The organism is Burkholderia sp. 22PA0106 (genome assembly GCF_047497155.1).
Lineage (GTDB): Bacteria > Pseudomonadota > Gammaproteobacteria > Burkholderiales > Burkholderiaceae > Burkholderia.
The window spans coordinates 1378471-1400646 of record NZ_CP163163.1 but is presented as its reverse complement, the minus strand read 5'-3'; the positions used below and the strand labels follow the sequence as shown (position 1 = coordinate 1400646).

The window sequence follows — 22176 nt, the reverse complement described above, 5'->3', positions numbered from 1 at the left end:
TCTTCTTACCTCTGGTGGTCGCACCTAGGCCGCACAACAAATCCGTACGCCCAGCGACTTTGCGATTATAGCGTTTTTAAATAAAAACGCAAAGTATCGCCTCATCAGCCGGCCCGCCGGGCCGGCCTCACATCGTAGTCAGACGGCGGCCGGCGGCCGGGCCGCCGCCGATCAGCGCCCGCGCGAGCGGTTGCGCTGCTGCTGCGGCCGTTGCTGACCACCGCGTGCGCCGCCCGCCGAACCACCGCCTTCGGGACGGCTGCCATTTCCATTGCGCGGCCCCTTGGCACCACTGCCGCCGCCGGCACTGCCGCCACGCTTGCTGCCGTTCGCGCCGTACGACATCCGGTTGCCATCGACATCGCCACCACCGCCACCGCTGCCGCCGCGGCGGTTACCGCCCGGCTTGCCGCCGCCGTAGCCGCTGCCCGGCTGACCGCCGTAGCCGCCCGTGCCCGCACCGAAACCACCACCACCCGGCGCACCGCGACGGCCGCCGCGGCGCGGCTGGTCGAGCTGGCCGTGGGTCGTCAGCACCGGATCGCGGGTGATGAAGCCCATCGAGGTTTCCATCGGATCCGGCTGACGACGTTCGCCCACGGCACCGTGCTTGCCGCCCTTTTCATCGGCGGCGATCTTCAGGCCGACGGTCGCCATCAGCTTGCGCACCTGCGTTTCTTCGAGCTCTTCCCAGCGGCCACGTTTCAAGCCGCGCGGCAGCGCGATTTCGCCGTGACGCGTGCGGATCAACCGGCTCACCATCAGGCCGACGGCCTCGAACATGCGACGCACTTCGCGGTTGCGACCTTCGGCCAGTGCGACGTGATACCAGTGATTGGTGCCTTCGCCGCCGCCATCGCGAATGCGCAGGAAATTGGCCGGGCCGTCTTCGAGTTCGACGCCGTGCAGCAGCTTCTGGCGCGAGGCTTCGTTGAGTTCGCCTACCACGCGCACCGCATATTCACGCTCGACGCTGTAGCGCGGATGCATGAAGCGGTTCGCCAGATCGCCGGACGTCGTCAGCATCAGCAGGCCTTCGGTATTGAAGTCGAGCCGGCCGACCGCGAGCCACTTCGCCGTTTTCATCGGCGGCAGGCGGTCGAATACCGAGGCGCGACCTTCCGGATCGGCATGACTGACGATTTCACCGGTCGGTTTGTGATACAGCAGCACGCGCGGCGGCTTGCTTTGCAGCTTGCGGCGCACCGGCTTGCCGTTGATCCGAACCTGGTCGGTCGGCAGAATCCGCTGGCCGATGTGGGCCGGTTCGCCATTGACCGACACGCGGCCCGCGACGATCAGCTCTTCCATGTCGCGACGCGAACCCATGCCGGCCTCGGCCAGCACCTTATGCAACTTCGGCGCATCGTCTTCCGGCGTCAGCACGCGCTTGGTTGCCTGCTGGCCACGGCGCAGCATCGGCGCACCCGTGCCGTTGCCGCCCGCCGAATTGTCGGCATCGAACGCCGGCGACGTGACATACGAAAAGATGTCGTCGGTGGGCGAAGCGGCGCCCTCGGCGGCCCGTGCATTTGGCGCGGCGCCTGCGCCACGCTTGCCCTGGCCTTGCCCCTGACGCGGCGCTGCCGCACCATCGCGCTTGACGGCGGTCTTGCGGGGCGCCTTCGGCGCGCCATCCTTGTTGCGCGGCGCACGAGGCGCGCGCGGTGCGGGTGCCGCGGCCGGCGCCTCGCTGGAGGCGACTTCGGCCGGTGCGGATTCCGCGCCTTCCGCCGTCGAATCGGTCTTCGATTTGGTCGCCGCGCGACGGCGCGCGATCAAACTGCGCGGCCCGCGACGCAGGCCGCGGCGGGGACGATCTTCGCCGCCGGCATCTTGCGCCGATTGCTCGGGAGCGTCGTCGGCGCGCGATGCCCGCATGGCATGCCCGGATTCGGACGAATCAGTGTCGTGGGTATCTGTCAAAACAACCTCGAAATGTCAGGTCTCGCGCCCGTCGCGGGCGCGGCAATCTCTATATGGCCGCGTCAAGCGCGGCGTTGCGCGGGTTCGTCTTCGTCCGGCGAGGTATCGCCGGGCGTTACGTCACCCATGGATTCGTCAGCGGCGGCAAGCCCATGCACCGGGGTTGCGCCAGACTGCGTGGTATCGCGGCCCGCTTGCGCATCTTCGTCGCGCGCTGCCTCGCCGGCGTCGATGACGACACGGCTTACTTCGTTCTCGACCAACGCAGGCCGTACGGGTTCCGCATCGGTTGCATCGATCTGGCGATCGGCAGACGCGATGGCCTTAGCCTCGTCTGCCGGCATTTCGTTTTCATGGGTGCCGCCGACGGCCTCGCCGAGCGCTGCATCGCCCGCATCCGGGCTGATGGTTTCGTCCGCAATACCCTGAGCGACTACGTCCGCTTGCACCTCGTCGGCCGCAACGGCAACGACATCGAGCGCCTCGCCATCGGCAAACTCCATCGACGCCTGGGCGAGCAGACTCGCTTCCAGATGCGCGGCTGGCTCTTCGAGCGCCGGCAGATCGTCGAGTGCTTTCAGGCCGAGATCGTCGAGAAACTGTTTGGTCGTCGCATAGAGCGCCGGACGGCCGGGTACGTCACGATGGCCGATCACCTCGATCCAGTTGCGATCTTCCAGCTGTTTCACGATCTGGGTATTGACCGTGACACCGCGGATTTCTTCGATATCGCCACGCGTGACCGGCTGCCGGTACGCGATGATCGCAAGGGTTTCGAGCACGGCACGCGAGTACTTCGGCGGCTTCTCCGGGTGCAGACGGTCCAGATAGACCCGCATGGCCGGTTTGCTCTGGAAACGCCAGCCCGTCGCCAGCGCGACGAGTTCAACGCCGCGGCCGGACCACGCTTCCTTCAATTCTTCGAGCAACGTTCGGACTGTATCCGCCGACACGCTGTCGGCGAAGAGCTTGCGCAGGTCGCCCAGCTTGAGCGGCTCCTGCGCACAGATCAAAGCAGTCTCAAGGACGATCTTCGCCTCTTGGGTATTCATGCAGCTAGGCCAGACCCTCTGGTCAAACGAACCGGATCAAAATGAAACAGACGAAAAGGAACAGAAGACGCGCTCGCCCGATTCTGATCGGTCATATTGATGGGAGCACGAACCGGGGGTGGCGAAACCTGCTTGATGCCTGACCCTGACCGGACGGAACAGCGCGAAACCGTGATGGAACCGCGTGAATGGTCGCCATCTTACGCACATTCCGGCGACGCGTAAAGCCACTCGCCGCTACGAATCGTCCCGCCCGCCACGACGGCCGGGCGGGACGCGCTGCTCGCGTCAGCGGCCGGCGCGACGCAGGAATGCATCGAGGCGCTCGACTCCGGCGTCGAGTCGCGCCACATCGCAGGCATAACACCAGCGCACGAAGCCCTCGCCCTCGTCGCCAAACGCCCGCCCCGGCGCCAGCCCAAGCCCCGCCTCGCGCACCAGCCGCTTGCAAAAATCGAGGCTGTCGTGCGCGCCCGGCAGGCGCAGGAACAGGTACATGGCGCCGTCGGGCGCTTTCACCTGTACGTCGGGCAGGCCGTTCAGGGCGTTGACGAGGTGATCGCGAGCGCGTTGCAGCGCGCCGGTGAATTCGGCGACGAACGGCTCGCCGTCGCGCACCGCCGCGACGCCGGCCGCCTGCACGAAACTCGGCGCACACGAGGTGTTGTACTCGACGAGCTTGGATAGCGCGTCCAGCGTGCGGGTCGGCGTCACCAGCCAGCCGAGCCGCCAGCCGGTCATCGCCCAGGCCTTCGAGAACGAGTTGACGACGATCACCCGCTCGTCGCGCGACGCCAGATCGAGGAACGACGGCGCGCCGTCCGGCCCGAAGGCCAGCCGCTCGTATACCTCGTCGGCCACGATCCAGATGCCGTGCCGGCGACAATGATCGAGCACGACGGCCTGCTCTGCGGCCGACAGGGTCCAGCCGGTCGGGTTGTTCGGCGAATTGACGAACAGCATGCGCGTGTCGGGGGTCAGCGCCGCCAGCAGACGGTCCAGATCGAGCTGCCAGCCATGTTCGCCATAGCCGAGCGGCACGCACTCGACTTCTGCGCCGAGAATCTTCGGAATTTCCACGAGATTCGGCCAGAGCGGCGTGACCGCCACCACGCGATCGCCCGCGCCCACCAGCAATTGCGCCGCCAGCATCAGCGCGTTGACGCCGGCACTGGTCACGGCGATATGCTCGGCGCGTGTCGCCCCGTGCCGCGCGGACACGTAGCCGGCCAGCGTTTCACGCAACGGCGCGACGCCGAGGTTGTGGGTGTAGAAGGTTTCGCCACGCGCAAGCGCCTCGCTGGCCGCATCGCGGATAAAGGCCGGCGTGACGCGATCGGATTCGCCGAACCAGAACGGCAGCACGCCGTCCACCCCGAATCCCGAATTCGCCACCTCGCGGATCAGCGACGGCCGCAGCGATTCGACCGTCATGCGCACATCCGGTGCGCGCCCCGTTGCATTGTCGACAGCGTTCAAGCCCCCTCCTCGTCAGTCAGTCGGTCAGTGCCGCCAGTGTAGCGGCCCGCACGGCAAAAGGGCGTCAGACCAGATCCTCGGCGCGCGCCGGCATTTCGCCGACCAGCCCCCAGATCGCCTCGGCGGCCGGCGACAGCGAGCGGTCGCGCCGCCGCACCAGTTCGACCGTGCGCTCGGCACGCGGCGTCAACGGCCGCGCCACCAGCGACGACCCGGCCGGCAGCGGCAAGGCCAGCCACGGCAGCACGCTGACCCCGATACCCGCCTCGATCAGCCCGAACACGGTGGCCGAATGACCCAGCTCCTGCACCACCGACGCGCCGACGCGGTGCAGGCTCAATGCCGCATCGATCAGCGGCCGGCTGCCGGACGCATAGTCGAGCAGCACGAGGCGCTGACCGTCGAGCGCAGCCCAGGGCACGCTCTCGCCGGCGGCCAGCGGATGATCGGCGCGCGTGACCAGGCAGAACGAATCGGTCATCAGCGGCTCGCACACCAGATCGGTACCCGGCAGCGGCCCGATCACCACCCCGAAATCGACTTCGCCCGATTTCACCTTGCGCAGCACATCGCTCTGCACGTCGTCGCGCAAGCCGAGCGTCACGAACGGGAACTGCCGCTCGGCGTCCGCCACGACACGAGGCATCAGCCGACAGGCGATCGTCGGGCTGGCCGCCACCACCACACGGCCGCGCCGTTGCTCCCCGATTTCACGGATTTCACGCAGGGCGTCGTCCAGGTCGCCGAGCAGCCGCGACACGCTGGCGACCAGGTTCGAGCCGGCGTCGGTGAGCTGCACGTCGCGCGTGGTGCGATCGATCAGCTTCAGGCCGATCTCGCCTTCGAGCTCACGCACACAGCGGCTGACCGCCGACTGGGTCAGGCCGATCTCGTCGCCGGCCCGGCTGAAGCTGCGCAACCGCGCCACCTCGATAAACACCCGTAACTGCCGCAAGGTGATATTCATCGCTTGTCCTCATCAATCCCGCACTTCGATGCGCAATTGTAGGGGCATCATCCGCCGCCGGTCCGCTATGTGTCGGTGCGGTGCAGCGAACGACCCGACGCACGCCGCGCGGGCCGGATTGCACAAGATTGGTGATTGTCCCGATTTGCCGCAGGGGCATTTTGGCGTCTCATACGCCCCTAGCTGACTTGGCCATAGCCTCGGTGCGGTGGGGCTCTCAAGGGGATAGCCACAGACTTGGCACGGTTCATGCGTTAAGTCGCGTACAGGGTAGCGGAAACCTTCGGATGCAACGGAGGATACGGAACCCCCACCTGGCATCCGATGCGGATCGGGTGCTTGAAGAGTGCGCGGCGCAGGGCAGCGCACCGGAGTTAGCTTCGCTGAGGTGAGGACATGATGCTGTTCGACGATTTGAAGGATAACGAATGGGCGCTGGTCGAAGGACTGTTCTGCGCGGAACCCGCACGCAGTGAGCGTCGTGGTCGCCCCCGCGTGGAAGCACGTTCGGTCGTGAACGCCGTTCTGTGGGTGCTGTCGACGGGCGAAGGTTGGTCGAAGCTGCCCGGGCGCTATCCGTCCCCGCCGACCTGCCGTCGGCGCTTCGACGAGTGGCAGGCCGATGGCACGCTCGCCGAAGTGGTAAAGCGCCTCGGCACCAGCGGCCGTCAAGTCTCGCTGCGCGGCCGGATCGGCGCCAGCGCGGTCAAGCCGCCCGCCCCCCGAGCCGCGATCGCCTGCGTGGCGCATTCTGGACCAATCCGGAATCGTGGCGCGCACCGGTGAAGATGGCGTAATCGTCCAGACGATTGCAGGCGGCCGCGGTTGCCGCCTGAAGTCTCACACGCCGACATCCTGCCGCCTCGCGGCGTCGGCGTGATTCGCGAGCCTGGCATGCTCGCGACGGCGATACATCTCTTTACCAATGCTTACAGCGCGCGAGTGCTCCCGCCCCTACCGTAAGGCTAGGTCAACAGGCCGCCTTGACGGCTTGAAGGGAGCCCAACCATGCCAAGCCGCTCGTCGCTCGCCACCGCGAGCGTGGTGCTTGCCCTGGCGCTCACCCCACTTGCGCTGGCCGATCAGCACGCCAAACCGCCGTCTGGCCATAGGGGGCAAGCAGGCCAGAGTCATGCACCGCCGTCACCGCCAGCCGCATCGCCCAATATCGTCCCGCGAGGCGACTTGCGTGGCGATATCGCGAGCAATGCACGCGTTCGCAACGGCAGCGCCCCACGTCCGACCGGTTTTGCACCGCGTCACTAACCGCACCTGCGTGGAAATTTCAGGAAATTCAGGAACTGCGCGCGACAGCGGCAGTCAGACCTTAGCCATGAGCACAGCCTGGCAACAGCAATGTACCCGGTAGCGCCCGTATCTCGCGATACGGGCGTTTTTTTGCTCGACTGGATGATTCCGGTTCCGCTGGCTACAGCCGGCTTTCGAGGATCGAAACGGCGCTCGCGTCGCTCAGTACGTAATCGTCGATCCGGCGATCCACCCAGGCGGTCGACCGCTCGGCGCGTTCAAGTCGAGTGAATTCGGCGCGGCCGGTGTCGGTCAGTATCGCGATATCGACCGGGGCGTGGAAACCCGGCGCCGGTGCGACGGTCTTCTGGCGCACCGTGTCCATTAGTCCGAGATTGCGAAGGTACTCGAAGACGTTCGGGCGTCGCGCCCAGGGAACCTGCCGGTACTGCACGCGCCGCAAGGCATCGAGCACTGCTTCGTTGGAATACGTGGCCATCTGGACTCTTTCTCAAAGTACAGCGATCCTGCAGGCGGTCCCGCCGGCCCGATGCTTCATGAGCCGGCGCCGCCACGCAACGACAGGCGGACGGACATTACCCCTGATCCCCCTGCGCCTTCCTATCCGCTCCGCGCCACATTTCGCGGCGCCTCGACCGGATCGAACTCAACCGGGCAAACAGTTACCTTACCCCATTCAAATTGATTCTGTTCGTTTCATTTGTGATGCTTATTGCAGCCACCGCGATCTTGCGCAAGCACCGATTCGTGCTTGCGACTACCGCGTTCGTGCTGCTCGCCGGACTGGCCAGCGGCTGGCTCGTGGTGCCGCTCCTGGCCATTGCCGAAGCCGGCGTCGAACCCGTGGATCCGCCCGTGATGAGCGGCCGCACCGCGATCGTCGTGCTGGGCGCCGGCATCGACCGCCGCGACGGCACGCTCGTGCCGCCCCGCGATGCGCTGGCCCGCATCGCCCGCGCCGCGCAAGTCTATTCGGTCTGCCAACGAATTGCCGCGCATTGCACGATGATCGTGACCGGTGGAGACCCTCACCACCACGGCATCAGCGAAGCCGAGTTCTACGCACCGTTGCTGCGCGAACAGGGCGTGAACAGCCACGACCTGATTCTCGAGCCGCGCAGCCGCACGACCTACGAAAACGCGAAATTCACGGCTCCCATCCTACTCGCCGAACATTACGACGCAACGATTCTGGTGACGTCGTCCTACCAGATGCGCCGTGCCCTGCTCGATTTCGCGCGCTTCGACATCACACCGCAACCGGTGTACGCCAACCGTCTTCGCGCCGAATGCGGTTGGCCCCATGCATCGAATTTCGTCGTGGCATCTCGCGCGCTGCACGAGATCGCCGGGATCATTCAATTTTACGCGTATCGGTGGCTGGGCTGGTTCTGATTCGATGCGATACCCGGCATTGCCCACGCCACGCCACCCCATATCGTGCGCACAGCCTTGTGGCGCGCGGATGTCCGGACGGCATCGCGCACCCCGATTGTCGCGACCGCGACACGCCGGCTCACCATTCCTGGCCGGAAGTGCACCGATCCGTCACTTTTGCTACACTCGGCTCACTCGGTTGCAATGCCGGACGGATCGGCAAACTCGGGTCCCATCACCACTTAGCGGAGGTAGAGCAATGAAGAAAATGTCCCTGGCTATTCTGGTTTCGATGTCGGCTCTGGCTGGCGCAGCCCACGCCCAAGAAAGCACGACGATCACGACGATCACCGATCCGGCCAAGATCGCCGAAGTCGAACAACGCGCTCAGGCCATTCAACAGCAACAGGATGCCCAGCGCGCTGCTGCAGAAGAACAGCCGATGCATCATCACGCAGTGAAGAAGCATCACCACGCGGCGAAGAAGGCTGCCAAGCCGGAAGCGGCTAGCCAGTAATCGGCACGCTGCGACAGTTTCCGCCAGCGCGGCCGCCAAGAGCCGAATCCGGTTTTTCCGGGTTCGGCTTTTTTCATGGTACGGCGTACGGCACGCGCTGTGCTAAAGTCGCGCACCCAAGTTATCCAACCGTGCGCACCCTGGTGCGGAGGACAGAATGAGCAATATCGAACTCGACATCGAATGGACCGAAGCGGCAACGCACAAGATCAAGCAACTGATGCCGCGCGGCTCGGAAGAGGCCTATCTCGCGCTGCCGCCGATCGAATGCCTGCCGATGGAAGGTGACGTGCTGTTTCTCGGGCCGCAAGGCAAACAGCAACCGTTTATCGTCGTGGAACGCCAATATCACCATGAGGGCGACGCGGACTGGACCATCATCCTGATCCTCGACGTACCGAACGCGCACTGACTCCGTATTGCGCCGGGCGGCGCCCTGCCGCCCGCAAGCCGCATCGCCTCACGCGATGCGCTGCATCACCCTCACCTCCGACGATTCAACGTGCCGCGAGTGCCCCATCGCGTCCCTATCGCTCGAATAATACAAAGCGACGCGCCTCGCCTGTCATCGCGGTGCCGGTCGCATTGCAACGCATCAGCCTCAATTCGCGGCGACGACGGCAATCTCCGGCATGCTTCGGCTCCTCTCTCGAAAAATCCGCTCCATAGAAACCAGCCTGCCCCGGCCTTCGTGCTCCCATCGAATTGAGGCCCCACAAAAAAAATTGCCCGCGCTTAAATAAAGCGCGGGCAAAACCGTCGCCCTACGAGGATAGGCGACGGGGCCAACGGGGCTCATGCTCGCGCATGAGCCATCAAGCCTGTCCGGCGCGGGGGCGCACCGAAACGATGACGATGACCGCGACGACGAATGCGGCGTCAAACCGCTCCACGTCACGCCACGCACGATGTGCGAAGGCAACATCATCCGAATGGTTTAAAGCAGCTTCTGTGCCAAGCCATAAAATCATCATAAGCCTTTGATTTAAATCGCTTAACGTTTATTCACACAGGAATCATAAGTGGACTGATCCGTCCCGTTACCGGGTAACGTTACGTAACGCCCCGTCATTCCTCATATCGTTTCCGGCGCGCCAAAGAAAAAGCCCGCCAGGCGGCGGGCTTTGTACAACGCGCTGCGACGCAGCGATCAGCGCAGTTGATTCACGAGCAGCGTCATGATCTGACGGCCCGGGCCGGTCGAATCGACGCCACCGTTGGCATCGACGACGGCAACGCGAGTCTGATCCTGCGTCAACGCCTTCACATTGACGAGATACTGCTTTGCCGTCTTTTCCTTCTTGCCGTGGAACAACTGGCTCCAGAAGCCCTGCTCGGCCGCGGTCAAATCCTTCGGATCGACGTAGCGCACGTAGTAGAGGCCCTTCGTGCGGTCGCGATCGTCCACCGTGAAGTTGGCACGGTCGAGCGCCAAACCGACGCGCAACCACGCACGATCGTACGGCTCCGGCAGCGTCACGTCGCCCGGCACCGTATCGGAATCGTTCCCGGCGTTGTCACGCGACGTCGGTGCGGCTGCATTGGCGACGTTCTGTGCCGCAACCGATGCCGCCGCGGCATCGCCGCCCTTGCCCGTAGCGGGTGCCGAGGCGCTTGTGATGGTCGTACCGCCCGTCTTGGCGCGGGTATCGTTCTGTGCGAGCGCCACCATCAGGCGCTTCAGGTATTCGGCTTCGAGCGCCGGATCGTTGGGCTTCGTTTCCCACTTGCTCGAATCGTTATTCGTGCCGGTCAGCGCTTCGCGCATGCCCTTCTGGCTGACGAACACATAGGTGCCGCCGCCCGGCGCGCTTTCGAGGCGCGTGCGGTACTTGTTGCGCTCGGCGGTGACATACGAGTTGCCCATCGCCTTCGAGATCACACCGCGAATCAGGCCCTCGCCAACCGACGGATGCGTTTCGTTCCAGTCGGTTTCCATGACCCCCTTGTCTCGCTGGTCGATGACCAACAGGAAACCCTGCTCCTGCCAGAAGCGGCGCACTTGCGGCCAGACCTCGGCGGGCGCCTGGGCGTCGATGACGAGCCAGCTTTCGGTGCCATCGCGTTGCAGATGCATGCCCGGCGTGACGGGCACGACGGCCGTATCGGTTTGCGGCGCGACCTGCTGCGTTTGCTGCAGGCTCGACAGCGAGGTTTCGCCACCGGCCGGCGGCAGCGAGCGCTGGTCGGCCGTTTCATCCATCATGTTCGGCGGCACCGCGAGCGATACCTCCTTGGTCCGGGAATCGCTCTTGTAGTCGATTTTCGTGGGCGACGGCGAGCTGCACCCTGCCACGAACGCACCGGTTGCCAGCACAACCGCAAACCGCTTGATAAGACGAAGATCAGACATGTTCAGGGAATCCTTCCGGCTAGAGGCCACGGGCACTTTTCCGTGGATCAACCGCGCATTTTACCGGGGTCACGCCGTCACGTGCAAAAAGCTGAGGGTCGTTTATGCCGATGACGGGATGCGGGAGGTAAATCTGTGAGCAAGTTAGAGAGTCAGGGCCGAGAAAAAACCAAAAAGCCCGCATAACCTTTTGGTTATGCGGGCTTTGTTCTTGGTCGGGGCGAGAGGATTTGAACCTCCGACCACCTGCACCCCATGCAGGTACGCTACCAGGCTGCGCTACGCCCCGAAAGAACGAAAGTATATCAGACAGTTTGTCTGCGCAGAACCATCATCGAGCACTTTTTTGCGGGGTCGCCCGCGCAACGCATCCTGCCAGGCATGGCAAACCACCATCCCGCAGCCGCAACGCGGCACGCAAACGTTTCAAAAATGAGGGAAAAGAGAAGCGACGTAGACGAATGCGCTAGCGGTCGCATCGCTGATCGAACGCATCCCCATCGCCATCCCCGCAAGGATGGCACCACCCATCAAGCCGTATTCCACGGCGGTCGCCCCTGACTCATCCGCCAGAAAGCGCGCCATCAAACCCTTCATGTTCATTCCCCAATTGCGTGGTCTTATATCTTTATTGATGCAAATCATACCTCGCACAAAATGACGAGTCCGTGGCGGCAACGAAAAAGTGTCACGCTTGTCGCGCGATTTCGTCACATTCCCAATTCGCGGCAGGCATCGGCATCGTTCGATGCGCCGAAATCGTGCCACGCCCATGTTTTTTGGTCGGCGCGCCTCCGCACACAACACAACTCATACGCTTGTTTGAATTTCCGCGTTTGAATTTTCGCCGACAGCCGCCCGCCGTTCGCGCGACGACTCGCTCCGCCGCGTCGCAGCACGGCGGCCGTGTGTTTGGTACGGCTTCTCTAGCTCGCCTATGCCAGACTTTCACGTAGTCGGATCGCACCGACATCTCGGCCCGGGCAGCAGCCACGCACCACGGGCCGACCGACAGGGAGACGATAACTATGCGGAAATCGGCATCGCGTGCTCATCGCACGCGTTTTGCGCTTGCGCTTGCGCGTCGCGCGAGTTGGCATGGCCTGTCGCGGCCGGTCGCCGCGCTTGCGATCGCCACCTTGCTGCTGGCCGCCGGCTGTGCGGAGCCGTCGGCCGACGCCCGCACCGACACCAATGCCACGGTACCGACGCTCGATCGCGACAAAGCCGCGCAACTGCAACGCGAACAGCAGATCGCACGCACCGTGCCGTCGCTCGGTTCGATCCATCTCGCCCAGCCGCGCCCCGTCACGTTGCGAGATTCCGGCCAGAACGGCGCGATCACGATGCTGCGCGACGTCGATTTCCGCATCGTTGGCGACCTCGGTTTCTACGTGCATCAGCTATCGGCCACGCTCGTGCCGTCCCGAGTGGGTGCGCCGATCGTGTTCGACGATCCGTCGACGTTCGCCATCGACGTGCATCGCGGCATCGTCACGCTCGACGACACCAAGCTCACCGCCGTCTTCAACAACTATCTGTTCGGCTATCGGAACGCGCCGCTGCGCAAGTTGAAGGTGTCGGCCGGCGACGGCACGATTCATCTGGAAGGCGAAATGAAGCGCGGCGGCTGGGTGCCGTTCTCGCTGACCGGCACGCTCTCGGTGCGCGCCGGCTCGCAGCTCGTGTTCCATCCGAGCACGGTGCGCGTGCAGGGGCTCGACGCCAATCCCGTGATGCGTGCGGCCAACGTCAAGCTGGCCGATCTGCTGCAGATCGATACGCCAATCGCGAAACTGACGGGCGACGATCTGGTCATGCAGGTCGACAAGCTGATGCCGCCGCCGCAACTGAAGCTGACCGTGGTGGCGCTGCGCATCACGCCGGCCGGCCTCGATCTGGCTTTCGACGACGGCACGCACGCCGGCTTCGCGATGCCCGACGGCGCACCGCAGCAGGCGATGCTGATTCGCGGTGGCGATGTGAAGTTCATGCGCTCGATGCCGATGAACGCCGACATCCTGATCGCGCCAACCCAGCCCGCCACGCGCGCCGCGCCGTTCGTGTTCGATCTGTATCACTACCGCGACCAGGTTTCGACCGGCTACTTCAATTTCGCGCCAAGCGGCGCGATGACGATCAGGATTCCGTCCTATGCGGGCGCGAAACCGCCGGCCAATGCGATCGGCGCGGCCGGCGCGCGCCTGAACGACAGCTTCGCCGACGCGCAGCAAGCGTCGCTGCGCGACGCGCGCCAACGCTGGTTCTCCGATGCGTTGGCCGGCGGCGGCACGGCGGCCGCCCCGAACACGGCCAACGCCGCCCCGGCCGACGAACGTCACGTATCGAACAAGATCACGTCGATCCAATTGCGCAACGTCGATTTCACGATCTCGGGCAACATCGGCTTCCACGTCGACCGGCTCGACGCGCAAATGGTGCCGTGCCGCCCCGGCGAACCGGTCGACCTCGACGATCCGAACCAATACGACATCAAGATTCTCGGCGGGTCGGTGCTCGAACCGTGGCCGGCGATGAACGCGCTGTTCAACGACTACCTGCTCGACTACACGCCCCGCGCGCTGAACGACCTGAAGCTTGCACCCGACGGCACGAACCTGCGCGTGACGGCGGGCATCCGGCTCTGGAATCACGTGCCGCCCGGTGTCTGGCTGCCGACCTCGATGAACGGCACGATCGCCGTGCTCGACGGCCGCCATATCGCCTACACGCCCACCCAGGTCTCCGTGCTCGGCGTGCCGCAGGCGAAGCTGCTGCGCGCGCTCGGCATCGAGCTCGCCTCGTTGACGCCGCTGCGCCGGCGCGGTGCCGAATTGCGCGGCGACGCGCTCGTGCTCGATCAGTACACGGTGTTCCCGCCACCGGCGCTGAAAGGCCAGTTGACCCAGGCCAGGGTCGAAGCGAACGGCCTGCGGCTCACTTTCAATCGTGCGCCCGATGCACCACCGCTGCCGAAGCCCGGCACCAGCGCCGCCAGCTATATCTGGATGGAAGGCGGCGACATGAAGATGTTCAACGTGCTGGAGACCAACCTGCGCGCGTTGATCGAAAACACGACGCAGCAAGGGCCGATGCAATTCGATCTGTACGGCTATCGCGCGCAGGTATCGAAGGGTTCGGTGCGCATGGCGGCCGACGGCACGCTGCTCGTCGACCTCGGCAAGACCAACCCGCTCGCGCCGTAACACATCACGCCAGACCACCGCATCATGAAAAAAGCCCGCGAGGCACTTGCCTGCGGGCTTTGTTTTGACCTGGCCACCACGGCCGCGCTGCCTACTTGCGTTCGAGCACGTCGATCACGGCAAGCAGCGCACGCCGCAACTGGTCGACATCCACGCCTTCGGCAACGCTGGCTTCCTCTGCCGCGGGAAACAGCGCCTCCTGCTCGGTGGGCATCGCGCTGCGATCCGAAGCATGCGAATCGAGCCGATTGCGTGCCCCGTTGATCGTGAACCCCTGCTCGTAGAGCAACTCGCGAATCCGCCGGATCAACAGCACCTCGTGGTGCTGGTAATAGCGACGGTTGCCACGGCGCTTCACCGGGCGAAGCTGCGTAAACTCCTGCTCCCAATAACGCAGCACATGCGGCTTCACACCGCATAGCTCGCTGACTTCACCAATCGTGAAGTAGCGCTTCGCGGGAATCGGGGGCAACACGACTTTCTCAACCGTCGATGTCATCGTCAGTCAACCGTCGGTAAGCGCGGAAGCCGCGCGGCAGCACGCAAGCGCGTGCAGGTCAGCCTTCTGCGCCGTTTTCGACGAGCGCCTTCAACTTCTGGCTCGCGTGGAACGTGACGACACGGCGTGCGGCGATCGGAATCGCCTCGCCCGTCTTGGGGTTGCGCCCCGGACGCTGCGGCTTGTCGCGCAACTGGAAATTGCCGAAACCGGACAGCTTCACGCTCTCGCCGTTCTCGAGCGCATCGCGGATCACTTCGAAGAAGGCCTCGACCATGTCCTTCGCTTCCCGCTTGTTGAGCCCGACGCTGTCGAACAGCAGTTCGGCCAGCTCCGCCTTGGTCAGCGTAGGCGTTTCGCCGGACTGCGCCGGCGCCACATCGCGGTTCAGGGCGCTGCGCTGCGCCGTCAGGAGGGCTTCGAATTCACTCGAGTTCATGTCATTCATATCTGCAAAACTTGCGCATTATCCCTGGTCAAAACCGACCGGAGCCTCGTGCCCCCGGCCGGCTCCCGCGTATCCCGGCGGCTCGGTTCAGCCGCGCAGACGCGCGCCGTGAACCTGCATGCTGCCAACGAGGGCCTGGATCGCGAGATCGACCGTTTCGTCCTGCAGCGTGCCGGCCGGGTCCTGCAAGGTGACGCGGAATGCCAGGCTTTTCTCGTGCGCGGCCAAACCACCGGAAGTGTTTGATTTTGCACGAAATTCGTCAAAGAGTACAACCTTCTGAACGAACTTGCACGGCTCGCTGGCGAGCGCATCCTTCATCGCGTCGAACAAGGCCTGCACCTCGATTTTTTGATCGACGACAACGGCGATGTCGCGACGCACCGGCGGGAATTTCGATACGTCGGACGGTGCCGGCAGCGCACGCGCGATCAGCGCATCGGTATCGATCTCGAACATCATCGGGGCGTGCGGCAGCTCGTATTGCTGCATCAGGCGCGGGTGCAGTTCGCCGACCCAGCCGACCGTCTTGCCGTCGAGCTCGATGCGGGCACTGCGGCCCGGATGCAGCGCCGGGTGTTCGGCCTTCACGAAGCGCGCAACGGCCGGCGCGAGCAGCGCCTCGACATCGCCCTTCACGTCGAAGAAATCGACCTGACGGGTCGCGACACCCCACTGCTCGTCGAGCTGCGGGCCGTAGGCCAGCGCACCGACGCGCTTCGGCTGGGCATAGCCCTCGACCGTCAACTCGCCCGCGGCCACCGACGCATCGGCGATGAACACGCGGCCCGTCTCGAACACGCGCACGCGCTCGGCACGACGGTTCAGGTTGTGACGCAGCACATTGACGAGGCTGCCGAACAGCGTGGTGCGCATCACCGACAACTGGCTCGCGATCGGATTCAGCAAGCGTACCGGCTGGGTATTGCCGGCGAAATCGCGTTCCCAATCCGCATCGACAAAGCTGAAGTTGACCGTTTCCGCGTAGTCGCGCGCGGCCAGCGCATGACGAATCGTGTGGATCGAACGCTGCGTTTCGTTGGTCGCGCGCATTTCGCTGATCGCCACCGGCGGACGCGCGGGAATGTTTTCGAAACCGTAGATGCGCGCGACTTCTTCGATCAGGTCTTCCTCGATCTCGATGTCGAAGCGATGCGGCGGCGGCGTCACGAGGAACGTGTCGCCGTCGCGCGTGAAGCTCAGGCCAAGGCGCGTGAAGATGCCGCCGATTTCCTGCGCGTCGATCGGTACGCCGATGATGCGATTCGCGCGCGCAACGCGCATGGCTACCGGCGCACGCACCGGCAGGTTCACGGATTGATCGTCGACCGGGCCGGCCTGGCCGCCGCAGATGTCGAGGATCAGTTGCGTGATGTGCTCGAGATGCTCGACCGTGGTCGAGTAATCGACACCGCGTTCGAAACGGTGCGCGGCATCGGTCGAGAAGTTGTACTTGCGCGCGCGGCCGCGCACGCTGTCCGGCCACCAGAAAGCCGCTTCGAGGTAGATGTTGGCCGTGTCAAGCGACACGGCCGTGCTGTCGCCACCCATGATGCCGGCCAGGCTCTCGACCTGACCTTCATCGGCGATCACGCCGACGGTTTCGTCGAGTTCGATCGTATTGCCGTTCAGCAGCTTGAGCGTTTCGCCACGCTTGCCCCAGCGCACGTCCACCGTGCCGTGGATCTTGTCCAGATCGAACACATGCGACGGACGGCCCAGCTCGAACATCACGTAGTTCGAAATGTCGACGAGCGCCGACACGCTGCGCTGGCCCGCGCGCTCGAGGCGCTCGACCATCCATTGCGGCGTCTTGGCGCGTGCGTTCACGCCGCGGATCACGCGACCCGAGAAGCGGCCGCACAGGTCGGGCGCGGAAATGCGCACCGGCAGCGTTTCATTCAACTCGACCTTGACCGGCGCAAACGCCACCGCCTTCAGGGGCGCGCCGGTGATCGCGGCGGTTTCGCGCGCGATGCCGTAAACCGACAGGCAGTCCGCCTTGTTCGGCGTCAGCTTGATTTCGAAGATCGTGTCGTCGAGGTTCAGCGTCTCGCGGATGTCCTGGCCGATCGGCGTATCTTCCGGCAGGATCATCAGGCCGCTGTGATCTTCCGACAGCTTCAGTTCGCGTGCCGAGCAGAGCATGCCCTGGCTCTCGACGCCGCGCAGCTTCGACAGCTTGATCAGGAACGGCTTGCCACCCTCTTCGGCCGGCGGCAGCTCGGCACCCACCAGGGCGACCGGCACCTTGATGCCCGGCGCCACGTTCGGCGCGCCGCAGACGATGTTCAGCGTCGCGCCGGTGCCGGCGTCGACCTGACACACGTTCAGCTTGTCCGCGTCCGGATGCTTGACCACTTCGAGCACGCGGCCGACGACGATGCGCGACGTCGCCGGCGCGACGGCGCGCAGCGATTCGACTTCGAGGCCGGCCATCGTCAGCGCGTGCGACAGCTCGTCCGTCGTCAATTGCGGATCGACAAAGGTTCTCAACCAGGATTCAGGGAATTGCATGGGTGTCTACGTTCGAAACAGGTTAGATCGGGTCGGTCGCGCGGCGGGCGTCGCCTGACGCGCCGCGCAGCCGGCTCACGCGAACTGGCGGAGGAAGCGCAGATCGTTCTCGAAGAACAGGCGCAGATCCTGCACGCCGTAGCGCAACATCGTGAGCCGTTCGAGGCCGCTGCCGAACGCGAAGCCGATGTAGCGCTCCGGGTCGAGACCCATGTTGCGGATGACCGTCGGATGCACCTGGCCCGAGCCCGAAATCTCGAGCCATTTGCCGGCGTTCTTGCCGTGTTCGAACATCATGTCGATCTCGGCCGACGGTTCGGTAAACGGGAAATACGACGGACGGAAGCGCACGAGAATGTCGTCGCGCTCGAAGAATTTCTTCAGGAAATCGGTGTAGACGCCCTTCAGGTCGGCGAAGCTGACGTTCTCTTCGATCCACAGGCCTTCGACCTGATTGAACATCGGCGAGTGCGTGGCATCGCTGTCGACGCGATACGTACGGCCCGGCGCGATGACCTTGATCGGCGGCTTGTTCATGCGCGCGTAGCGAACCTGCATCGGGCTCGTATGCGTGCGCAGCAGCAGTTGACGCCCTTCGGCGTCCTTGCCGTCGACGTAGAACGTGTCCTGCATCGAACGGGCCGGATGGTTTTCCGGGCTGTTCAGCGAGGTGAAGTTGTACCAGTCGGTTTCGATTTCGGGGCCGTCGGCCACATCGAAACCGATCGAACGGAAAATCTGTTCGACGCGTTCCCAGGTGCGCATCACCGGGTGCAGGCTGCCCGCACCGGCGCCGCGGCCCGGCAGGGTCACGTCGATGGCCTCGGAGGTGAGGCGTTGATTCAGGAGTGCGTCGGCGAGCGCCTGGCGTCGCGCGGTGAGCGCGCCTTCCACTTGCTGCTTCGCAACGTTGATGCGCGCGCCTTCGGTCTTGCGCGCTTCGGGATCGAGTTTGCCAAGCCCTTTCAACAGCTCGGTCAGCGCACCCGACTTGCCGAGAAAGCGTGCCTTCTCGTTTTCGAGCGTGGTGATATCGGCAGCCTGTTCGAAGGCCTGCTTCGCGTCAGTGACAATCTGGTCCAGATCCATTGATCCCATCATTTCCAACGTCAATCGTTCTCGGCGAGCAAAACGCTCGATCCAACAAAAACGGGGCTCGGATGAGCCCCGTTTTCGCTGCAGCGGCCGTGACTACCGGAGCCTCGCTGCAACTGACCATGCAGTGCTAATTTCGCAATTAGGCTGCAACGGCGGCTTTCACCTGCTTGACGATCGCGGCAAAAGCAGCCTTGTCGAACACCGCCATGTCAGCCAGAACCTTACGGTCGAGTTCGATCGAAGCCTTCTTCAGGCCGTTGATGAACACGCTGTAGGTCATGTCGTGCTGACGAACTGCCGCATTGATACGCGTGATCCACAGTGCACGGAACACACGCTTCTTGTTGCGACGGTCGCGATAGGCGTACTGACCAGCACGCATCACCGCTTGCTTGGCGATGCGATAGACGTTATTGCGACGACCGCGATAACCCTTGGCCAGGTTGATGATCTTCTTGTGGCGGGCCCGTGCGGTTACCCCACGTTTGACTCGAGGCATATTTCTCTCCTTGGAGTATCAGTTAGGGGTTACGCGAACGGCAGCATGGCGCGGACGGAGTTCAGATCGGAATCATGAACGGCCGTCGAACCGCGCAGGTGGCGCTTGTTCTTCGTGGTTTTCTTGGTCAGGATGTGACGCTTGAAGGCTTGACCGCGCTTGACGGTACCGCCCGGACGCACCACGAAGCGCTTTGCAGCACTCTTCTTGGTCTTCATCTTAGGCATAACAACTCCAGTTTATTAGATGGACGTGGGTGTGCGGCCGGCTTGCGCCCTGAACCGCCCTTTGAAACCCCAATCCACTTGTGTACGGCGCACACACTGCCCGTGCGCCGTCATGTTTGGCGAGCCGCCCTGGCCGGGCCACCCGCCGCACTGCTTGACGAACCGCCGTGCAAGGCACGGCGGTTCGCGCATTACTTCTTCTTTTTCGGAGAAAGCACCATGATCATCTGGCGCCCTTCCATCTTCGGCATCTGCTCGACTTGGCCCACTTCATCGAGATCGGTGCGCAGACGTTCGAGCACGCGCATGCCGATTTCCTGGTGAGCCATTTCACGGCCGCGGAAACGCAACGTGATCTTAGTCTTGTCGCCGTCTTCAAGGAAGCGCAACAGATTGCGAAGCTTGACGTTGTAATCGCCGTCGTCGGTACCCGGACGGAATTTGACTTCCTTGACCTGGATGACCTTCTGTTTCAGCTTCGCTTCGTGCTGCTTCTTGGATTCCTGGTACTTGAACTTGCCGTAATCCATCAGACGGCAAACGGGGGGAACGGCCTGCGGCGCGATCTCCACCAGATCAACATCCAGCTCTTCCGACTTGCGGAAGGCATCGGCGAGTTTCACGATACCGATGGGTTCCCCATCGACCCCGACCAGACGCACTTCCGGCGCATTGATTTCACCGTTGATGCGATGCGACGACTTATCAGTAGCGATGTTACGTTTCCTCTAAAAATTAAAAAAACGAGCCGCGCTGCCAGGGCGGTTACTTGAACGCCCGCAGATCCTGCTGCAGACGCTCAACGAAGGCTTCGACCGGCATTACGCCAAGGTCGACGCCGCCACGGGCACGCACGGCTACCGTTTGTGCTTCACGCTCTTTTTCGCCCGCCACCAGCAGGTACGGCACTTTTTCAAGCGTGTGCTCACGTATTTTATAGCTAATCTTCTCGTTGCGCAAATCGGCCTCAACTCTAAGCCCTTGTTTTTGCAACGATTGGGTTACGGCCTGTACGTATTCGGCCTGATTTTCCGCGATATTCATCACCACGACCTGCACCGGAGCCAGCCAGGACGGCATTGCGCCAGCGTGATGCTCGATCAGAATGCCGAGGAAACGCTCCATCGAACCGACGATCGCACGGTGCAGCATGACCGGCCGGCGGCGGCTGTTGTCTTCCGCCACGTACTCGGCGCCGAGGCGCTCCGGCAGCACCATGTCGAGCTGCAACGTGCCGCACTGCCACGACCGGCCCAGCGCGTCCTTGATGTGGTATTCGATCTTCGGCCCGTAGAACGCGCCCTCGCCCGGCAATTCTTCCCACTCGAGGCCGCAGGCCGTCAGCGCGTCGCGCAGGCCTTGTTCGGCGCGATCCCAGGTTTCGTCGGTGCCGGCACGCTGATCGGGACGCAGCGACAGCTTGATCGCGATCTGATCGAACCCGAAATCCTTGTAGATGCTCATCGCGAGTTCGTTGAACGCGATCGATTCCGAAATGAACTGGTCTTCGGTACAGAAAATGTGTGCGTCGTCCTGCACGAAACCGCGCACGCGCATCAGGCCATGCAGCGCGCCCGACGCCTCGTTGCGGTGGCACGAGCCAAATTCCGCGTAACGCAGCGGCAGGTCGCGGTACGAGCGCAGGCCGTGATTGAACACCTGGACGTGGCCCGGGCAGTTCATCGGCTTGATCGCGTAGTCGCGCTTTTCCGACTCGGTCGTGAACATGTTCTCGCGATAGTTCTGCCAGTGACCCGACGCTTCCCACAGGGAGCGATCCATGATCATCGGCGTCTTGATCTCGAGATAGCCGACCGCGTTCAGGCGGCGGCGGATGTACTGCTCGATCTGCTGCCAGAGCGTCCAGCCCTTCGGATGCCAGAACACCATGCCCGGCGACTCTTCCTGCATGTGGAACAGGTCGAGTTGCTTGGCGAGCTTGCGGTGATCGCGCTTTTCCGCCTCTTCCAGCATGTGCAGATAGGCTTCCTGGTCTTCCTTCTTGGTCCAGGCCGTGCCGTAGATGCGCTGCAGTTGCTCGTTCTTCGAATCGCCGCGCCAGTAGGCGCCTGCGACCTTCATCAGCTTGAAGACCTTGAGCTTGCCGGTGGACGGCACGTGCGGGCCACGGCACAGATCGGTGAACCCGCCGTGCGAGTAAAGCTTGATGTCGTCGCTCGTCGGGATCGATTCGATGATCTCGGCCTTGTACTTCTCGCCGATACCGCGGAAATACTCGGCGGCCTCCTCGCGCGACACGACGCGCCGCGACACCGGCTCGTCCTTCTTCGCGAGTTCCTGCATGCGCTTCTCGATCTTCTCGAGATCCTCGGGCGTGAACGGGCGGCTGTACGAGAAATCGTAGTAGAAGCCGTTGTCGATGACCGGCCCGATCGTGACTTGCGCTTCCGGATACAGGCTCTTCACCGCGTAGGCCAGCAAGTGGGCCGTCGAATGGCGAATGATGTCGAGGCCGTCTGCGTCCTTGTCGGTCACGATCGCCAGCGACGCGTCGTGGTCGATCAGCGTCGAGGTGTCGACGAGCTCGCCGTCGAGCTTGCCGCCGAGCGCGGCCTTCGCGAGGCCGGCGCCGATCGACGCAGCCACTTCGGCAACTGTCACCGGATGCTCGTATTGTCGAACTGAGCCATCGGGCAGGCGTATCGAAACCATAGCAATCTCCGTGATGCCGACAGGACGCGGCAGGCAATGCGTTAAAAAACGACAAAAAAAATGCGGCCC

The 22176-nt window shown here is 63.7% G+C and carries 19 protein-coding genes, 1 tRNA gene and 1 pseudogene; 5 read left to right on the top strand and 16 right to left on the bottom strand.

From position 1 onward, the window contains the following. Window positions 1-171: 171 nt before the first annotated feature. The 4 genes from rluB to AB4850_RS21175 all read right to left on the bottom strand — a co-directional run bounded on the left by rluB (window position 172) and on the right by AB4850_RS21175 (window position 5424). On the bottom strand, window positions 172-1926 hold the full coding sequence (gene rluB, locus AB4850_RS21190; RefSeq protein ID WP_414444949.1) for a 23S rRNA pseudouridine(2605) synthase RluB: 1755 nt from the start codon (window positions 1924-1926) through the stop codon (window positions 172-174). A 62-nt stretch (window positions 1927-1988) separates the two neighbouring features. Continuing rightward, window positions 1989-2978, bottom strand: coding sequence for an SMC-Scp complex subunit ScpB (gene scpB, locus AB4850_RS21185; RefSeq protein ID WP_414444948.1), 990 nt, complete (start codon window positions 2976-2978; stop codon window positions 1989-1991). 288 nt (window positions 2979-3266) lie between these two features. Next, window positions 3267-4457 carry a pyridoxal phosphate-dependent aminotransferase gene (locus tag AB4850_RS21180; RefSeq protein ID WP_414444947.1) on the bottom strand — a complete coding sequence of 397 codons (1191 nt, stop codon included), beginning with the start codon at window positions 4455-4457 and terminating at the stop codon, window positions 3267-3269. A gap of 64 nt (window positions 4458-4521) precedes the next feature. Beyond that, window positions 4522-5424: a LysR substrate-binding domain-containing protein gene (locus AB4850_RS21175; RefSeq protein ID WP_414444946.1), complete on the bottom strand. Its 903-nt coding sequence runs from the start codon at window positions 5422-5424 to the stop codon at window positions 4522-4524. A gap of 399 nt (window positions 5425-5823) precedes the next feature. Here AB4850_RS21175 and AB4850_RS21170 point away from each other — a divergent pair. After that, window positions 5824-6073: pseudogene (locus AB4850_RS21170) on the top strand (transposase); the annotation flags it as partial. A 780-nt stretch (window positions 6074-6853) separates the two neighbouring features. Here the strand turns inward: AB4850_RS21170 and AB4850_RS21165 are convergent. After that, window positions 6854-7171: a hypothetical protein gene (locus AB4850_RS21165; protein WP_414444945.1), complete on the bottom strand. Its 318-nt coding sequence runs from the start codon at window positions 7169-7171 to the stop codon at window positions 6854-6856. A 203-nt stretch (window positions 7172-7374) separates the two neighbouring features. Here AB4850_RS21165 and AB4850_RS21160 point away from each other — a divergent pair, with 203 nt between their 5' ends. The 3 genes from AB4850_RS21160 to AB4850_RS21150 all read left to right on the top strand — a co-directional run bounded on the left by AB4850_RS21160 (window position 7375) and on the right by AB4850_RS21150 (window position 8999). Further along, entirely contained in the window at window positions 7375-8088 is a 714-nt protein-coding gene (locus AB4850_RS21160) for a YdcF family protein (RefSeq protein WP_414444944.1), read from the top strand. A 241-nt stretch (window positions 8089-8329) separates the two neighbouring features. Next, complete coding sequence (locus tag AB4850_RS21155; protein WP_414444943.1) at window positions 8330-8587, top strand: hypothetical protein; 258 nt, start codon at window positions 8330-8332, stop codon at window positions 8585-8587. Between the two features lie 157 nt (window positions 8588-8744). Next, window positions 8745-8999 (top strand): DNA-binding protein, encoded by a 255-nt coding sequence (locus AB4850_RS21150; RefSeq protein WP_414444942.1) that lies wholly within the window; start codon window positions 8745-8747, stop codon window positions 8997-8999. 738 nt (window positions 9000-9737) lie between these two features. Here AB4850_RS21150 and bamC read toward each other — a convergent pair. The 3 genes from bamC to AB4850_RS21135 all read right to left on the bottom strand — a co-directional run bounded on the left by bamC (window position 9738) and on the right by AB4850_RS21135 (window position 11543). Next, the gene (bamC, locus tag AB4850_RS21145; RefSeq protein WP_414444941.1) at window positions 9738-10940 is read right to left on the bottom strand and encodes an outer membrane protein assembly factor BamC; all 1203 of its coding nucleotides are present in this window, start codon (window positions 10938-10940) and stop codon (window positions 9738-9740) included. A gap of 212 nt (window positions 10941-11152) precedes the next feature. Further along, a tRNA-Pro gene (locus AB4850_RS21140) sits at window positions 11153-11229 on the bottom strand. Between the two features lie 137 nt (window positions 11230-11366). After that, window positions 11367-11543, bottom strand: a complete 177-nt coding sequence (locus tag AB4850_RS21135) for a Flp family type IVb pilin (protein ID WP_414444940.1) — start codon at window positions 11541-11543, stop codon at window positions 11367-11369. Between the two features lie 425 nt (window positions 11544-11968). On the opposite strand from AB4850_RS21135, the gene AB4850_RS21130 reads away from it, so the two are divergent. Further along, on the top strand, window positions 11969-14146 hold the full coding sequence (locus tag AB4850_RS21130) for a hypothetical protein (RefSeq protein ID WP_414444939.1): 2178 nt from the start codon (window positions 11969-11971) through the stop codon (window positions 14144-14146). 91 nt (window positions 14147-14237) lie between these two features. Here AB4850_RS21130 and AB4850_RS21125 read toward each other — a convergent pair whose 3' ends face one another. The 8 genes from AB4850_RS21125 to thrS all read right to left on the bottom strand — a co-directional run bounded on the left by AB4850_RS21125 (window position 14238) and on the right by thrS (window position 22107). Beyond that, window positions 14238-14645, bottom strand: a complete 408-nt coding sequence (locus tag AB4850_RS21125; protein ID WP_414444938.1) for a MerR family transcriptional regulator — start codon at window positions 14643-14645, stop codon at window positions 14238-14240. Between the two features lie 58 nt (window positions 14646-14703). Then, window positions 14704-15093 (bottom strand): integration host factor subunit alpha, encoded by a 390-nt coding sequence (locus AB4850_RS21120; RefSeq protein WP_414444937.1) that lies wholly within the window; start codon window positions 15091-15093, stop codon window positions 14704-14706. 87 nt (window positions 15094-15180) lie between these two features. Continuing rightward, window positions 15181-17610 (bottom strand): phenylalanine--tRNA ligase subunit beta, encoded by a 2430-nt coding sequence (gene pheT, locus AB4850_RS21115; protein ID WP_414444936.1) that lies wholly within the window; start codon window positions 17608-17610, stop codon window positions 15181-15183. Between the two features lie 75 nt (window positions 17611-17685). Then, window positions 17686-18699, bottom strand: a complete 1014-nt coding sequence (gene pheS / locus AB4850_RS21110) for a phenylalanine--tRNA ligase subunit alpha (RefSeq protein WP_206127167.1) — start codon at window positions 18697-18699, stop codon at window positions 17686-17688. 148 nt (window positions 18700-18847) lie between these two features. Then, window positions 18848-19207 carry a 50S ribosomal protein L20 gene (gene rplT / locus AB4850_RS21105; protein WP_004192938.1) on the bottom strand — a complete coding sequence of 120 codons (360 nt, stop codon included), beginning with the start codon at window positions 19205-19207 and terminating at the stop codon, window positions 18848-18850. Between the two features lie 29 nt (window positions 19208-19236). Further along, a complete protein-coding gene (gene rpmI, locus AB4850_RS21100) occupies window positions 19237-19434 on the bottom strand; it encodes a 50S ribosomal protein L35 (protein WP_006052501.1) in 198 nt (65 codons plus the stop codon). 191 nt (window positions 19435-19625) lie between these two features. Then, complete coding sequence (infC, locus tag AB4850_RS21095) at window positions 19626-20150, bottom strand: translation initiation factor IF-3 (protein ID WP_414445573.1); 525 nt, start codon at window positions 20148-20150, stop codon at window positions 19626-19628. A 49-nt stretch (window positions 20151-20199) separates the two neighbouring features. Further along, the gene (thrS, locus tag AB4850_RS21090) at window positions 20200-22107 is read right to left on the bottom strand and encodes a threonine--tRNA ligase (RefSeq protein WP_414444935.1); all 1908 of its coding nucleotides are present in this window, start codon (window positions 22105-22107) and stop codon (window positions 20200-20202) included. Window positions 22108-22176: the final 69 nt, after the last annotated feature.

What these genes read in the sequence shown, in the direction of transcription:
- scpB (WP_414444948.1), bottom strand. Translation starts at nt 2,978, where the DNA reads ATGAATACCCAAGAGGCGAAGATCGTCCTTGAGACTGCTTTGATCTGT.
- AB4850_RS21135 (WP_414444940.1), bottom strand. Translation starts at nt 11,543, where the DNA reads ATGAACATGAAGGGTTTGATGGCGCGCTTTCTGGCGGATGAGTCAGGG.
- thrS (WP_414444935.1), bottom strand. Translation starts at nt 22,107, where the DNA reads ATGGTTTCGATACGCCTGCCCGATGGCTCAGTTCGACAATACGAGCAT.
- AB4850_RS21125 (WP_414444938.1), bottom strand. Translation starts at nt 14,645, where the DNA reads ATGACATCGACGGTTGAGAAAGTCGTGTTGCCCCCGATTCCCGCGAAG.
- AB4850_RS21175 (WP_414444946.1), bottom strand. Translation starts at nt 5,424, where the DNA reads ATGAATATCACCTTGCGGCAGTTACGGGTGTTTATCGAGGTGGCGCGG.
- pheT (WP_414444936.1), bottom strand. Translation starts at nt 17,610, where the DNA reads ATGCAATTCCCTGAATCCTGGTTGAGAACCTTTGTCGATCCGCAATTG.
- rpmI (WP_006052501.1), bottom strand. Translation starts at nt 19,434, where the DNA reads ATGCCTAAGATGAAGACCAAGAAGAGTGCTGCAAAGCGCTTCGTGGTG.
- bamC (WP_414444941.1), bottom strand. Translation starts at nt 10,940, where the DNA reads ATGTCTGATCTTCGTCTTATCAAGCGGTTTGCGGTTGTGCTGGCAACC.
- AB4850_RS21165 (WP_414444945.1), bottom strand. Translation starts at nt 7,171, where the DNA reads ATGGCCACGTATTCCAACGAAGCAGTGCTCGATGCCTTGCGGCGCGTG.
- AB4850_RS21155 (WP_414444943.1), top strand. Translation starts at nt 8,330, where the DNA reads ATGAAGAAAATGTCCCTGGCTATTCTGGTTTCGATGTCGGCTCTGGCT.
- AB4850_RS21150 (WP_414444942.1), top strand. Translation starts at nt 8,745, where the DNA reads ATGAGCAATATCGAACTCGACATCGAATGGACCGAAGCGGCAACGCAC.
- AB4850_RS21120 (WP_414444937.1), bottom strand. Translation starts at nt 15,093, where the DNA reads ATGAATGACATGAACTCGAGTGAATTCGAAGCCCTCCTGACGGCGCAG.
- AB4850_RS21130 (WP_414444939.1), top strand. Translation starts at nt 11,969, where the DNA reads ATGCGGAAATCGGCATCGCGTGCTCATCGCACGCGTTTTGCGCTTGCG.
- pheS (WP_206127167.1), bottom strand. Translation starts at nt 18,699, where the DNA reads ATGGATCTGGACCAGATTGTCACTGACGCGAAGCAGGCCTTCGAACAG.
- rplT (WP_004192938.1), bottom strand. Translation starts at nt 19,207, where the DNA reads ATGCCTCGAGTCAAACGTGGGGTAACCGCACGGGCCCGCCACAAGAAG.